12 protein-coding genes are annotated in these 15,070 nt (G+C 69.3%); 10 read left to right on the forward strand and 2 right to left on the reverse strand.

Features of this window, described 5'->3' with window-relative positions; all coding sequences use genetic code 11:
• Positions 1–3: 3 nt before the first annotated feature.
• From argS to FDK12_RS02385, 10 genes are all read left to right on the forward strand, one after another.
• Entirely contained in the window at positions 4–1,653 is a 1,650-nt protein-coding gene (gene argS, locus FDK12_RS02345; protein ID WP_137368024.1) for an arginine--tRNA ligase, read from the forward strand.
• Entirely contained in the window at positions 1,650–3,185 is a 1,536-nt protein-coding gene (lysA, locus tag FDK12_RS02350; RefSeq protein WP_137368025.1) for a diaminopimelate decarboxylase, read from the forward strand. Before argS ends, lysA begins: the two co-directional genes overlap by 4 nt.
• Positions 3,182–4,513, forward strand: a complete 1,332-nt coding sequence (locus tag FDK12_RS02355) for a homoserine dehydrogenase (protein WP_137368026.1) — start codon at positions 3,182–3,184, stop codon at positions 4,511–4,513. Before lysA ends, FDK12_RS02355 begins: the two co-directional genes overlap by 4 nt.
• Entirely contained in the window at positions 4,514–5,617 is a 1,104-nt protein-coding gene (gene thrC, locus FDK12_RS02360) for a threonine synthase (protein ID WP_137368027.1), read from the forward strand.
• 1 nt (position 5,618) lies between these two features.
• Positions 5,619–6,608 (forward strand): homoserine kinase, encoded by a 990-nt coding sequence (gene thrB / locus FDK12_RS02365; protein ID WP_137368028.1) that lies wholly within the window; start codon positions 5,619–5,621, stop codon positions 6,606–6,608.
• 329 nt (positions 6,609–6,937) lie between these two features.
• Complete coding sequence (rho, locus tag FDK12_RS02370) at positions 6,938–9,091, forward strand: transcription termination factor Rho (RefSeq protein ID WP_137368029.1); 2,154 nt, start codon at positions 6,938–6,940, stop codon at positions 9,089–9,091.
• Between the two features lie 238 nt (positions 9,092–9,329).
• On the forward strand, positions 9,330–10,409 hold the full coding sequence (gene prfA, locus FDK12_RS15165) for a peptide chain release factor 1 (RefSeq protein ID WP_223263037.1): 1,080 nt from the start codon (positions 9,330–9,332) through the stop codon (positions 10,407–10,409).
• A gap of 2 nt (positions 10,410–10,411) precedes the next feature.
• On the forward strand, positions 10,412–11,284 hold the full coding sequence (gene prmC, locus FDK12_RS15170; RefSeq protein ID WP_223263038.1) for a peptide chain release factor N(5)-glutamine methyltransferase: 873 nt from the start codon (positions 10,412–10,414) through the stop codon (positions 11,282–11,284).
• The gene (locus tag FDK12_RS02380; RefSeq protein WP_317616703.1) at positions 11,281–12,276 is read left to right on the forward strand and encodes a glycosyltransferase family 2 protein; all 996 of its coding nucleotides are present in this window, start codon (positions 11,281–11,283) and stop codon (positions 12,274–12,276) included. Before prmC ends, FDK12_RS02380 begins: the two co-directional genes overlap by 4 nt.
• A 98-nt stretch (positions 12,277–12,374) precedes the next feature.
• A complete protein-coding gene (locus tag FDK12_RS02385) occupies positions 12,375–13,073 on the forward strand; it encodes an L-threonylcarbamoyladenylate synthase (RefSeq protein ID WP_137368030.1) in 699 nt (232 codons plus the stop codon).
• A 22-nt stretch (positions 13,074–13,095) separates the two neighbouring features.
• Here the strand turns inward: FDK12_RS02385 and FDK12_RS02390 are convergent, their stop codons facing one another.
• Together FDK12_RS02390 and FDK12_RS02395 are read right to left on the reverse strand one after the other, a co-directional pair.
• Positions 13,096–14,040, reverse strand: coding sequence for an NAD-dependent epimerase/dehydratase family protein (locus tag FDK12_RS02390; RefSeq protein WP_137368031.1), 945 nt, complete (start codon positions 14,038–14,040; stop codon positions 13,096–13,098).
• The gene (locus FDK12_RS02395; protein WP_189636235.1) at positions 14,037–15,032 is read right to left on the reverse strand and encodes a glycosyltransferase; all 996 of its coding nucleotides are present in this window, start codon (positions 15,030–15,032) and stop codon (positions 14,037–14,039) included. The genes FDK12_RS02390 and FDK12_RS02395 overlap by 4 nt, the downstream gene beginning before the upstream one ends.
• Positions 15,033–15,070: the final 38 nt, after the last annotated feature.

Consider the following 15,070-nt stretch of genomic DNA (forward strand, 5'->3'; position numbering starts at 1 on the left):
CGGGTGACTCCCGAAGAACTCTCTGCCGCTATTTCCGCATGCCTGAAGGACGCCGTCGAGGCTGGCGCCTTCAGCGTCGACCTCCCCTCCGAGGTGCGCGTGGAGCGGCCGAAGAACCGGGAGCACGGCGACTGGGCCACAAACATCGCCCTGCAGCTGGGCAAGAAGGCCGGGATGAACCCGCGTGAGTTCGCCCAGCTCCTCAGCGATCGCCTCGCCGGGATCGACGGCGTGAAGAGTGTCGACATCGCCGGTCCGGGCTTCCTCAACATCACGCTCGACGCCGGAGCGGCAGGTGGGCTCGCCCGCACCATCGTCGAGGCGGGTCCGGCCTACGGCGGCAGCGACGCCCTCAACGGCCAGAAGATCAACCTCGAATTCGTCTCGGCCAATCCCACCGGTCCCATCCACATCGGCGGTACCCGCTGGGCCGCGGTCGGGGATGCACTCGCCCGCGTGCTCCAGTCGCAGGGCGCCTCGGTCGTGCGCGAGTACTACTTCAACGACCACGGAGCGCAGATCGATCGGTTCGCCCGCTCGCTCCATGCGAGCGCGTCGGGCAACGCTGCTCCCGAGGACGGCTACGGCGGTCAGTACATCGAGGACATCGCGCAGCGCGTCGTCGCCGCCGAACCGGACATCCTGTCCCTCGAGGAGGCGGAGGCGATCGAGCGCTTCCGCGTGGTCGGCGTCGACTTCATGTTCACCGACATCAAGAAGTCGCTCCATGACTTCGGCGTCGACTTCGACGTCTACTTCCACGAGCACTCACTGTTCGAGAACGACTTCGTCGGCGGCCTCCTCGAGCAGTTGAAGGAATCGGGAAACCTCTTCTTCGAGGACGGCGCGTGGTGGCTCAGGTCGACCGACTTCGGCGACGACCGGGACCGTGTGGTCATCAAGTCGGACGGATCGCCGGCCTACATCGCGGGCGACATCGGCTACTACGTCAACAAGCGCAGGCGTGGCTTCGACCTCAACATCATCATGCTCGGTGCAGACCACCACGGCTACGTCGCACGGCTGAAGGCTGCAGCCGCAGCCCTGGGCGACGATCCCGACACCGTCGAGGTCCTCATCGGTCAGATGGTGAACCTCATGCAGAACGGTGCGCCCGTGCGCATGTCCAAGCGCGCCGGGACCGTCGTGACGCTTGAGGACCTCGTCGACGCGGTCGGTGTCGACGCCGCCAGGTACACCCTGGCCCGGTTCTCCGCCGACTCCAACATCGATATCGACCTCGATCTCCTCACCAGGCGCACGAACGAGAACCCGGTGTTCTACGTGCAGTACGCCCACGCAAGGACGCACGCGGTCGCCCGCAACGCCGTATCAGCCGGTGTCGACACGAGTGGTTTCGACGCCGCCTCGCTCAGCCACCCCACCGAGGGTGAACTGCTGGCCGCCCTCGGACAGTTCCCCGGCGTCGTCGCGCAGTCCGCGACGTTCCGCGAGCCGCATCGCGTGGCCCGCCATCTCGAGGTCATCGCGGGCACGTACCACCGCTGGTACGACGCCTGCCGTGTCGCACCGCTTGGTGACGCGCCGGTCGAGGACGTCCACCGCTCCCGCCTGTGGCTGAACAACGCGACGCAGCAGGTCCTGGCCAACGGCCTTCACCTCCTGGGTGTGTCCGCACCGGAGAGGATGTGACCGTGGCCGCCGAAGCATCCCCGCTGGCACCCTCCTGGCTGTCCGTTCCCGCGGACCAGGCACGGCTCGATTCCAAGTTGTGGGCCGAGAACGTGGACCGCGGACCAGACGGCGTCCTGCGGATCGACGGAGTCTCCGTGTCGGAACTCGCCGAGCAGTACGGCACGCCGTTGTTCGTCGTGTCCGAGAGGGACTTCCGAACCCGTGCCGCAACGTTCCGGGACGCATTCGACGACGCCTTCCGGGAGTTGTGCGGGGGAGTCGACGTGTTCTACGCGGGCAAGTCCTTCCTGTGCACGGAAGTGGCACACTGGGTCCGGGAGGAGGGCCTCGGGCTCGACACGTGCTCCGGGGGAGAGCTGGCGGTAGCGCTCCGCGCGGGACTTCCCGGCCACAAACTGGGACTCCACGGCAACAACAAGTCCGCGGCGGAGATCACGCGTGCAATCGAGGCCGATCTGGGCCGGATCGTCGTGGACAGCCTGCAGGAGGTCTCGCTCGTCGGTGACCTCGCGCTGCAGCTCGGCCGCCAGGCCAACGTGATGATCCGGCTGACGCCGGGCGTCCACGCCCACACGCACGAATTCATCGCGACGGCGCACGAGGACCAGAAGTTCGGTCTTTCGCTGACGACGGAGCAGGGCCCGGGCCAGGCGGACGGCAACGACGACGGCGGCAGCTCGCCGGCAGCCCGCGCGGTCGCCGACGCCCTGGCGCACCCGGGCATCAACCTGCTCGGCGTCCACTGCCACATCGGTTCGCAGATCTTCGAACCGGAAGGGTTCGAGCTTGCGGCGCGGCGACTCCTCGGTTTCCTTGCGGGAGTTCGTGACCGCCACGGCGTCGAACTCGCGGAACTCGACCTCGGCGGCGGGTACGGCATCGCCTATACCGAGGCGGACGAGCCGCGACCCGCAGCGGAGATCGCGCAGGCCATGGCGGCCGTCGTCGGTGCGACGTGCCGCGAGCTGGAGCTGCGCGTGCCGCGGATCTCGATCGAGCCCGGCCGAGCGATCGTCGGCCCGACCACCTTCACGCTGTACACCGCGGGCACCACGAAAACGGTGCGCGTCGACGCGGCTGCGAACGGATCGGAGGTCGCGGTCGACACCTCCGTTACGCATCCACGACGCTATGTGTCGGTGGACGGCGGGATGAGTGACAACGCGCGTCCGGTGCTCTACGGCGCGGATTACTCGGCCGTCCTGGCCTCCCGGACACCCGAGGCGCAGCCGGTGCTGTCACGCGTGGTTGGAAAACACTGCGAGAGCGGTGACATTGTGGTGAGGGACGTCTACCTCCCCGAGGACACCAGCGCCGGTGACCTCCTCGCCGTTCCGGGCACCGGCGCCTATTGCTGGGTGCTCGCGAGCAACTACAACTACCTGACGCGTCCGCCCGTCGTGGCGGTGGCCGACGGTGCCGCCCGGCTGATCGTGCGTGGCGAGACCGAGGAGGACCTGTTCCGCAGGGACGTCCAGCGCGAAACCGCAGTGCCCGCCACGGATCCAGGAGCCTCACGGACAGCATGAACTACCCATCAACGCCCACCGCACAGCCCCTGCGCGTAGCCCTGCTCGGCTGCGGCAACGTCGGGTCGCAGGTAGCCCGCATCCTCCTCGAGGACGCGGAGAACCTCGGCCGTCGTGCCGGCGCCCCGCTCGAACTCGTCGGCGTGGCCGTCCGCTCCCTTGATGCGCAGCGCGACGTCGTGCTCCCCGACGGGCTCCTCACGACGGATGCCGAGGCGCTCGTGGAGAAGGCGGACATCGTCATCGAGCTGATGGGCGGCATCGAGCCGGCCAAGTCGCTCATCCTGCGCGCGATCCGCCACGGCGCCACCGTGGTCAGCGGCAACAAGGCCCTGCTCGCGCAGGACGGTCCCGAGCTCTACGAGCAGGCAGACGCCGCGGGCGTCCAGCTGTCCTACGAAGCCGCCGTCGCGGGTGCCGTTCCGATCCTCCGTCCGATCCGCGACAGCCTCTCGGGCGACCGCATCACGCGCGTACTCGGCATCGTCAACGGGACGACGAACTACATCCTCGACCAGATGGACTCCACGGGAGCGCAGTTCGCCGACGCCCTGAAGGCCGCCCAGGACCTCGGCTACGCCGAGGCGGATCCGACCGCCGACGTCGAGGGGCACGACGCCGCCGCGAAGGCCGCGATCCTCGCCTCGCTGTCCTTCCACACACGCTTCGCCCTTGAGAACGTCTACTGCGAGGGCATCACGGCCGTCACGGCCGACGACATCGCGGCCGCCGCCGAGGACGGCTACGTCATCAAGCTGCTGGCGATCGCGGAGATGCTGACCGACGACGCCGGTGCGCCAGGGGTAGGCGTGCGCGTCCACCCGACCCTCCTGCCGAGGTCGCACCCGCTCGCAGCCGTCCGTGGCGCCTTCAACGCCGTCTTCGTCGAGGCCGAGAACGCCGGCGAGCTCATGTTCTACGGCCAGGGTGCAGGCGGTACCCCTACGGCGTCGGCCGTGCTCGGCGACGTCGTCAGTGCCGCACGGAGGATGGTGCTCGGTGGCCCGGGCCGCACGGAGACCACCACCGGCCACGTCCCGCCGCTGAGCCTGGACACCGTCCGGACGAGTTACTGCATCGGCCTGCAGGTCGCCGACCAGCCCGGCGTCCTGGCGCGCATCGCGCAGATCTTCGCCGAGAACGGCGTGTCCATCGAGACGATGCGCCAGCGCATCCACCAGGGCGGGCCCGACGGCGGCACCACGGCCGCGTTGCGGATCGTCACGCACCGGGCGCCCGAGGCGTCCCTCGCCGCGACGGTCAAGCAGGTCGCCGCTCTCGATGTCATCACCGCCGTATCATCCGTTCTCCGAGTAGAGGGAATCTAAGTGGCCCACCAGTGGCGCGGAGTCATCCGCGAGTACGCCGAACGCCTGCCCGTCACCGATGCCACCGAGGTCATCACCCTCGGCGAGGGCGGAACGCCGCTCGTGCACGCACGGCACCTCTCGGAGCTGACGGGTTCCGCCGTCTACCTCAAGGTCGAGGGCATGAATCCCACGGGGTCGTTCAAGGACCGTGGCATGACGATGGCCATGACGGCTGCCGTGGCCGCGGGAGCCAAGGCCGTCGTCTGTGCGTCGACGGGCAACACGTCCGCCTCCGCCGCCGCCTACGCCACGCAGGCCGGCATCACGTGCGCCGTCCTGGTGCCCGACGGCAAGATCTCCATGGGCAAATTAAGCCAGGCCATCGCACACGGCGCGCAGCTCCTGCAGGTCAACGGGAACTTCGACAACTGCCTCGACGTCGCCCGGAAGCTCGCGGAGGCCTATCCCGTGTTCCTCGTGAACTCGGTCAACCCTGCACGTCTCGAGGGTCAGAAGACCGCCGCCTTCGAGGTCGTCGACACCCTGGGTGATGCTCCCGACTACCATCTGATGCCCGTCGGCAACGCCGGCAACATCAGCGCGTATTGGAAGGGTTACAAGGAGTACGCGGCACCCTACGCCTCGATGCACCACGGTGAGCTTCCCGCCGTCGCCACGCGCACCCCGATCATGTGGGGCTTCCAGGCCGAGGGCGCATCGCCGCTCGTCAAGGGTCACCCGATCACGGAGCCCGATACGATCGCGACCGCCATCCGGATCGGCAATCCCGCCTCCTGGGACTTCGCTGTCGCCGCGCGCGACGAGTCCGGTGGACTCATCGAGGCCGTGACGGACGAGGAGATCCTCGACGCGCACCGGTGGCTGTCCTCCCGCGAGGGAGTCTTCGTGGAGCCCGCCTCCGCGGCCGGGGTCGCGGGACTGATCAAGAAGCACGCGGAGGGCATGGTCCCCGCGGGCAAGACGATCGTCATCACCGTCACGGGTCACGGGCTGAAGGACCCGCAGTGGGCGCTGCGCACGGCGGACGGCGCCGACGTCGAGCCCACGAAGGTCGAGTTCGACGTCGTGAGCGTCGCCGCCGCGCTTGGTCTCGAGGACTGACATGCCGGGCCTCCACGCGGCACCGCGACCCGCGGACGTCCTCGACCTGCCGACCGTCGATGCCGGGCAGGACGTCGAGGTCACCGTTCCTGCGACCAGCGCGAACCTCGGACCGGGGTTCGACACCCTGGGACTCGCGCTGACGCTGCACGATACCGTCCGTGTCAGGACCACGGCGTCCGGGGTGACGACCGTTCGTGCCACGGGTGAGGGCGTGCAGGGTCTGCCCACCGACGAGAGCCACCTGATCGCGCGCACGCTGATCAGCACGCTGCACCGAGCGGGGCACCGCGCGCCAGGGCTCGAGCTCGACACGACCAACGTCATCCCGCACGGCAGGGGCATGGGGTCCTCCGCCGCCGCGATCGTGGCCGGGGTCCTTGCGGGCAATGCGCTGCTTCCCGAGGACGAGCGGCTCGATGCCACGCAGCTCCTGCAGTGGGCGGCCTCCATCGAGGGACACCCGGACAACGTCGCGCCGGCCCTCATGGGGTCGCTGGCCATCTCCTGGGAGAGCGGCCGCGCTTTCCACAGCACGCGGGTCGAGGTGCACCCCGACGTCGTTCCCGTGGTCGCCGTACCGGACGTCGCGCTCTCCACGGAGAGTGCCCGCGCACTCCTCCCGCCGTCGGTGTCCCACCACAGCGCGGCCGCCAACGCCGGCCGCGCCGCGCTCCTGGTGCACGCCCTCAGCACGGACCCGTCGCTGCTCTTCTTCGCCACCCAGGACTCCCTGCACCAGGACTACCGGGCCCAGGCCATGCTGCCGAGCGCCACGCTGCTGCGCGGACTCCGTTCGGCAGGATTCGCCAGCACCATCTCCGGGGCCGGTCCGAGCATCCTGACCCTCGCAGTGGGGGAGGACGGCGCACTCGCCGCCGAGGAAGCGGTCCGCCAGGTGATCGGACAGGGCGACACGCCGCAGAACTGGCGAATTCTCCGGCTCGTGGTGGAGCGGGAAGGTGCTAAAGTGGGAGTGCACCGAGGGTAGTACACCGTTCACGCGGATCTGCTGTGCCTAGTGAAACTGCCCAGTCAGTCGACAGGCACCGTGCGCTTCTGTTGAGCTGGCCGTCTTCTTCTCTAGACCGCCACGAAACTGCAGGTCTTATCAGCAGTGGCACAACCTCCGGTGTAGCCTCCGACCTTTTCTTTGTGCGTGCGGACCAACCTCCTGCACATCGACATCCTCAGGCTCACAGCACAGCACACCCAGCCGCAGCCGGATCGCCTCCGGCCACCCGGACTGCCATGCGGCACGGGGCAAACCACCGCGGACCACTGATCAGGTGGCCGCCCGACGAGGGGGAAGGATCCTTCGTGACTGAAACCACTGACCTGTTACCAGGTGTGGCCACCCAAGACGCTGAAGCAACCGGCGCATCGACTTCCAAGAGCAGTGGCCTCGCAGGCCTCAAGCTCGCCCAGCTCCAGGCCCTTGCCGGCCAGCTGGGAATCACCGGCGGATCGAGGATGCGCAAGAGCGACCTCGTGTCGGCGATCTCCGACCACCAGCGCGGGTCCGCCGTCGCGGACCGCCAGAAGGCCCCGGCGGTGCGCACCGAGCGCAGCGCCGACGCAGAGCGCCCCGCCGCCGGCACCACGGCCGAGCCAGCCACCGACCGGTCCCAGGACGAGCAGTCCGCGCCGGCCGAGCGCCAGCCGCGCACACGCAACCGCAACCGCCGCGCAGGCAGTGACGGCGTCGTCTCCGCACCCGCCGCCGACGTCGCCGTCGCAACGGGCGAGCAGGTCGAGGCCCCGTCGCGCGACGCCGTCGAGGACGCCAGCGGCGAGCAGCAGGACCGCGGCGACCGCACCGAGCGCGAGAACGGTGGCCGCAACCAGCGCAACCGCCGCAGCCGCCGCGGTGAGGACCGTTCCGACGTCCAGTCGGGACAGAACGATACGCAGTCCAGCGGCCAGGGTGATTCCGACAACGCCGGACAGAACGATGCCCAGGCCGATGTCCCGTCCGGACAGCAGGGCGAGGGTCGCGGCGACCGCAACGAGCGCCGCAGCCGTTCCCGCAGCGGACGCGACGACGACCGCAGCAACGGCTCCAACGGCGGCGCGTCCAATGGCGATGGCCAGAGCGACAACGGCCGCAACGGCAGCGAGCGCAGTGACAATCGTTCGAACGGCAACGGCGCCAACGACGTCGAGGGTGGCGGACGCAACCGTCGCAACCGCGCGAACCGCAACGGTTCCAACGGCCCCGAGGACCGCAACAGCCGCTTCCGCGACCGTAACGAGCGCAACGACCGTCGCCGCGGCCGCAACCAGAACCCCGAGGTCGACGACGTCGAGGTCACCGATGACGACGTCCTGCTGCCCGTGGCGGGCATCCTCGACGTCCTCGAGAACTACGCGTTCGTCCGCACCTCCGGCTACCTGCCGGGGCCGAACGACGTCTACGTGTCGCTCGCTCAGGTCAAGAAGCACAACCTGCGCAAGGGAGACGCCGTCGTCGGCGCCATCCGTGCACCGCGTGAGGGCGAGACCCAAGCCAGTGCCCGCCAGAAGTTCAACGCGCTGGTCCGCGTCACCTCCGTGAACGGCAAGCCCGCCGAGGACCTGAAGGACCGCGTCGAGTTCGCGAAGCTCGTGCCGCTCTACCCTTCGGACCGCCTGCGCCTCGAGACCGATCCCAAGAAGATCGGTCCGCGCGTGATCGACCTCGTGGCCCCGATCGGCAAGGGCCAGCGTGGCCTGATCGTCTCGCCCCCGAAGGCCGGTAAGACGCTCATCCTGCAGGCCATCGCCAACGCGATCACGATCAACAACCCCGAGGTCCACCTCATGATGGTCCTCGTGGACGAGCGCCCCGAGGAAGTCACGGACATGCAGCGCACGGTCAAGGGTGAGGTCATCGCCTCGACCTTCGACCGTCCCGCCGACGACCACACCACGGTCGCCGAACTCTCCATCGAGCGCGCCAAGCGTCTCGTCGAGATGGGCATGGACGTCGTCGTGCTCCTCGATTCGATGACCCGCCTCGGACGTGCATACAACCTGGCCGCTCCGGCGTCGGGCCGCATCCTCTCCGGTGGTGTCGACTCGGCAGCGCTCTACCCGCCGAAGCGCTTCTTCGGCGCCGCCCGCAACATCGAGAACGGCGGCTCGCTCACCATCCTCGCGACGGCACTCGTCGAGACCGGGTCCAAGATGGACGAGGTCATCTTCGAGGAGTTCAAGGGTACGGGCAACATGGAGCTCCGCCTCTCGCGCAGCCTCGCCGACAAGCGCATCTTCCCCGCGGTGGACGTCAACGCGTCCGGCACGCGCCGTGAGGAGAACCTGCTCTCGCCCGACGAGGTCAAGATCATGTGGAAGCTGCGTCGCGTGCTGTCGGGTCTGGAGACTCAGCAGGCACTCGAACTGCTCACCAACAAGATCCGGGAGACGCAGTCCAATGTCGAGTTCCTGATGCAGGTCCAGAAGACCACACTGGGCTCCAAGGACTCCGACTAGCACCACGGAACCGCCCGGAACGCGGCCACGACTCGACACCACCCGGCAGGCAGGACTGCCTGCCGGGTGCGACGGGTTCGGTGGCCCGTTCCAGGGCGGTTTCCTGCTTAAGCCCACGCGCCGGGAGGAACGACCGGCGCCGGGACGACAGGCATGACCACCGCTCGGCCGCGAACCGGTCGGTCCCGCCGTCCCGTCCTTCGTAGACTGGCTGCACAAGCCGAAAGAGGTACACCCGATGTTTGAGTCCATCCAGGGGCTGCTCGACGAACACTCCGAGCTGCAGGACCAGCTCGCCGATCCCGCTGTGCACACCGACCAGGCGCTGGCACGGAAGCTCGGCCGGCGGTACGCGGAGCTCGGCCGCATCGTCGACGCGCACAACCAATGGGCCGCACTCAACGACGACCTCGAGGCGGCCCGCTCGATGGCGTCCGAGGACCCCGAGTTCGCTGCAGAGGTGCCTGTGCTGCAGGAGCAGCTCGCCACCGCGCAGGAGCGACTGCGCCGCCTGCTGATCCCGCGCGACCCCAACGACGGCCGCAACGTCATCATCGAGGTCAAGGGTGGCGAGGGAGGCGACGAGGCCGCCCTGTTCGCCGGCGACCTGCTGCGGATGTACGCGCGGTACGCCGAGTCCAGGGGCTGGAAGACCGAGCTCATCTCGGCGAACGAGTCCGACCTCGGCGGCTACAAGGACGTCCAGATGGCCATCAAGGGGTCCTCGAACGATCCTGCCGAGGGCGTCTATGCCCGGCTCAAGTTCGAGGGCGGCGTGCACCGCGTGCAGCGCGTGCCGGTCACCGAGTCGCAGGGCCGCATCCACACCTCGGCGGCAGGCGTCCTCGTGCTGCCCGAGGTCGACGAGCCGGAAGAGGTCGAGATCAACCAGAACGACCTGAAGATCGACGTCTACCGGTCCTCGGGGCCCGGTGGGCAGTCCGTCAACACCACGGACTCCGCCGTGCGCATCACCCACCTTCCCACCGGGATCGTCGTCGCGATGCAGAACGAGAAGTCGCAGCTGCAGAACCGCGAAGCAGCGATGCGGGTTCTCCGTTCACGCATCCTGGCGCACGAGCAGGAGAAGATCGATGCCGCGAACTCGGACATCCGGAAGTCGCAGATTCGCACCATGGACCGCTCGGAACGTATCCGCACCTACAACTACCCGGAGAACCGCATCGCCGACCACCGCACGGGCTACAAGGCCTACAACCTCGATGCCGTCATGAACGGCGAGCTCGAGCCCGTGGTGCAGTCCGCGATCGAGATGGACGAGCAGGCGCGCCTGGACGCCATCGGCTCGGACGAGTAGTCGTGGAGGAAGCCCTGCGGGCAGCCGAGCGGCGGCTCCGCGAGGCCGGCGTGCCCAGCCCCCGCGTGGATGCCGAGCTCCTGGCCGCTCATCTCCTCGGGATCTCCCGTGGCAGGCTGCGCGCCCTGGCGCTGATCGGGGCGGAGACGCCGGCGGGCTTCGAGGAACTCGTCGATGAGCGCGCCCGCCGCGTTCCGCTGCAGCACCTCACCGGCACCGCGTCCTTCAGGCGCGTCGAACTCGCCGTCGGGCCTGGCGTCTTCGTGCCGCGGCCCGAGACCGAGACCGTCGCGCAGCTCGTCATCGACCGCGCAACCGGGCTGCGGAACCCGAAGATCGTGGACCTCGGGACCGGATCCGGAGCGATCGCGGCGGCGGTGGCCGACGAAGTGCCCGGCGCGGAAGTCCACGCCGTCGAACTCAGCGACCTCGCGCTGGCCTGGGCCGGTCCCAACCTCTCGCCGTTCGGGGTGCGGCTCGTTCAGGGCGATCTGGCCACCGCGCTTCCCGAGCACAACGGCACCTTCGACATCGTCGTGTCCAATCCGCCCTACATCCCCGCGGACGCGGTGCCCAACGAGCCCGAGGTGGCGGAGCACGACCCGCAGATGGCGCTCTACGGCGGGGGAGCGGACGGCATGCAGCTGCCCCGTGCGGCCGCTGCTTCGGCGGCTCGCCTCCTCCGGGTGGGCGGCTACTTCGTCATGGAGCATGCGGAGGTGCAGGCACCCTGGGTCGCCTCGTTCCTCGAGCAGGCGGGAGTGTGGACGGCGATCTCGACCGACCAGGACCTCAGCGGCCGCGACAGGGCCACCAGCGCCGTGCTCGATTCCACGCCGGCCCCGCTGGACCCGACCCGAAAGGCAGCACGATGACGGACCGCACCACGGACGCTTCCACCGACGGCGCCACCGACAGCATCACCGACAGGGCCGACGGCATCACCGACACCGTTGCCGTCGCGGCCGTCACCTACGACCGCCACGAGGAGCTGGCACAACTCCTGCGCTCCCTGGCGGTGCAGAGTGCACCGATCCGGACCGTGGCGCTGGTGGACTCGGGCACGCATCCGGCAACCGCCGTGGTCGACGCGGCACGTGCGGCGAACCCCGGCCCTGCAGGCGAGGCCGGAACCCCGATCCACTACCTGCGCTCCGAGGCGAACCTGGGCGGTGCCGGCGGTTTCGCCTTCGCCATCCTCGCGGCCATCGCAAGCGGTGCGCAGTGGATCTGGCTGATGGACGACGACGGCCACCCGGAGGACGAGCGGTGCCTCGCCGAGTTGCTCCGCGCGGCCCACGAGCACGATCTGGACATCGTGAGCCCGCTGGTGGCCGCGACCTCGGACCCGACCCGGCTGTCCTTCAACTTCCGTATCAACGGACTGCTCACGAACGACCGCGCCGTCCTGGAGCCGATGGGCTACCTGCCCAACATGGTGCACTTCTTCAATGGTGCACTGATCCGTGCGGACGTGTTCTCCAGGATCGGATTGCCGGACATGAAGTTCTTCATCCGGGGCGACGAGGTGGACTTCCTCGCACGTGTCCGCAGGGCGGGCCTGAAGTACGGCACGCTGGCCACGGTGGCTGTCCGGCACCCTGCCACCTGGTCGGAGATGAAGCCGATCTTCGGTGGGTTCATCACCCCGGTCATCCCGGACGGCGAGTTCAAGCGTTTCTCCTACTTCCGCAATCGGGCCTACCTCGCCCGAAAGTACCGTAACCTCCGATGGTTCGGCGCCGACGTCATCGGGTTCCCCTATTACTTCCTCACGCACGGTGACCTCAAGGGACTGCGTGCCTGGTTCGCCGCGTACTCCGCCGGGCTTCGCGGCTCGGGATTCGGTCCGCCGCCGTCGGCCTGACGCTCCCAGAAGGGGCTCCGCCGATCGGATCAGGGGCTCGTGGAACGCAGCAGGATCGCGATGTGCAGAGTCCCCGCCGGGAATGGAAGGATGAACCCGTGACCACTAGCTACGACTGCTCAGATCCCGCCCAGCGCAGCGAAGGACTCGCTGCGGCCCAGCGCGCCGTGTCGCTCAAGCAGTGTGTCGTCCTGCCGACCGACACGGTGTACGGGATCGGCGCGGACGCCTTCTCCCCGCAGGCGGTCGCCACGCTGCTGGCCTCCAAGGGCCGGGGCCGGAACATGCCGCCGCCCGTACTCATTCCGCGGATCCAGACACTCGACGGCCTCGCGACGGACGTCCACTCCGATGCCCGCAGGCTCGCGGAGGCGTTCTGGCCCGGCGGCCTCACGCTGATCTTCCACGCGCAGCCCTCCCTGACCTGGGACCTCGGGGACACCCTGGGAACGGTTGCCCTGCGCATGCCGGACGACGACGTCGCCCTGGAACTGCTGACGCTCACGGGCCCGCTCGCCGTGTCCTCCGCGAACCGGACCGGTCAGCCCGCCGCGACGACGGCAGCGGATGCCGCAGCCCAGCTCGCCGAGTCCGTGAGTGTGTACCTCGACGCCGGGCCACGGACGTCGGGCGACGGGACGGGCTCCACGATCGTGGACGCGACCGGCGAGGTACTGCGCGTCGTCCGCCAGGGCACGCTGTCGCTGGAGCGCCTGCGCGAGGTCGTTCCAGGAGTCGTCGGGATCGACGGCATCGACGGCATCGACGGGGAAGAAAGCATCCGGCGGGATCAGTAGCGGACCCGCAGGTGGGCCAGGGTCAGGCGGCGTCCGACCGTGACCCTGCTGCCGCGGCGAGGACGGACTGCACCCTCGCCGTCGGTTCGAGGCCGTGGTCGGTGGCCCAACCCGCCACCTGGTCCTGCCCGAACCACATGAGTTCGGCCCGCCGGACATGACCGTCGAGGCGCCCGCGAACCAGGGCTGACAGTGCATATCCGATCCCGACCGCGAGCCTGCACAGCCCGGCAGGCAGGACGCGCGGACGCCCGCCGGCCGCTTCGAGCACCGACCGGACAGTGAGTCCCTCCCAGGGCTGCAGCACCCGGGCCGGAAGAGGACCCTCGTGCCGGCCGACGGCGATCACCAGTTCGGCGAGCGCGTCGACGGACGTGATGGGCGATGCCGCGTCTCCGGGTGAAGCCACCGACGCGAGCGGAGAACGGGCGAGCCGCACGAGTGCCGTCGTGGTCGGTCGTCCCTGTCCCTGCACCGACGTGGCGCGGATCGTGACGACCGATATTTCGGGTTCCCGCTCCGCGGCCAGGGCCAGTGCCTGCTCACCGAGTGCCTTGCTGCGCGAGTACGCGGAGAAGGGCCGGACGGCGTCGGTCTCGTCGAGGACCGGCGTCCGCCCCTGCACGGCGGCACTGCTCAGGTGGATGACGCGCCGTGCGCCCGCCGCTGCAGCGGCGCGGGCGACGACCGCGGGAAGCAGGGCGTTCGCCCCGAGCAGGCCATCGCCTCCCGCCGAGGACGGTGTTGCAAGTCCTGCCGCATTGACGACGACGTCGTGACCGCGGATCGCCGCCAGCAGTTCCGTGATGTCGCTGAGCGCCGCCGCCTCGAGGAGGGCCGTGGGGGTGTCCGCCGCCGTAGTCAGGCGCGGCGCCGGGGCAGCGTGCGCTTCGATACCGGCGGAATGCAGGGCGCGCAGCACGGCGGAGCCGACGAAGCCGCTACCGCCGAGGACGAGCCAGCTCATCGTGCCGCCCCGGGCCGGTCGGCGTCGGCCGACCGGCGCGGCTGCGGCTCCAGGGGCGGCTCCGGTTGCCAGTCGGGATCACGCAGGATGGTCCGCGCGGCGCGCCAGCCGCGCCACACGGACGACGAGCCGGCGAGTGAGTGCTCGACGGCGACCAGCCGGATGATCTCCTTCGCAGCGGACAGGAGGGTTCCGACGCCGAAACCGAGTCTGCTGTAACGCCCGTGCAGCTGCAGGTAGCGCGCGAGGTGACCCCGGTTGCGCATGCCGCAGAACCTGGAGAGGTCGCTCGAGTCGTTGAGGTGTCGGACTCCGAGGTCCACCTGGCGCTGCGCCCGTGTCTTCCGCAGGACGAAAGCATCGACGTAGGCCACCGGGTACCGCTGCGAGATGAGCCAGCCGTAGGTGAGATCGTCGCCGTTGAGGAAGAACCGCGCGTCGGGCAGGCCGATCTCGCGGACGACGTCGGCGGACACCAGCATTCCCTCGAAGCAGCCGACGTTGGTGTGGAACACGGGCGACTGCTCGAAGACGTTCCCCCGGACGGGCAGGTGGACTCCGATGGTCTCGTTGAGGATGTGCTGCCAGAAGAAGGGGTTGCCCGCGTGGTCGTAGCGGCGGCCGTGGATGCAGGAGTAGCGGGGCATCCAGGGCGCGAAGGAGGCCAGTGCGTCCGGCAGCACGACGACGTCGTCATCCATGAGCCACAGCCACCCGGCGCCCTCGGCCAGCGCGCGGGCCGCCCCGGCCGCGAAACCGCCGGACCCGCCGACGTTGCGGGGCAGGCGTTCGACGATGACAGGGACCGGGAGGTCGAGGGCGCCGAGCACCTCGGCCGTGCTGTCCGTGCTCGCATTGTCGACGACGACGACGCCGGCGGGGGCAGGATCGAGGCCGGCGATCGAGCCGAGGAGTTCCTGCAGGTGAGTTGCGCGGTTGTAGGTGGTGATCACGATGAACACGCGGGGATTGCCTGCGTCAGCGACGTGCAACGTGTTCCTTCCGGGCCGCGCCATGGCACCGTGCATCG

It is taken from the genome of Arthrobacter sp. NamB2 (genome assembly GCF_005281365.1).
GTDB lineage: Bacteria > Actinomycetota > Actinomycetes > Actinomycetales > Micrococcaceae > Arthrobacter_D.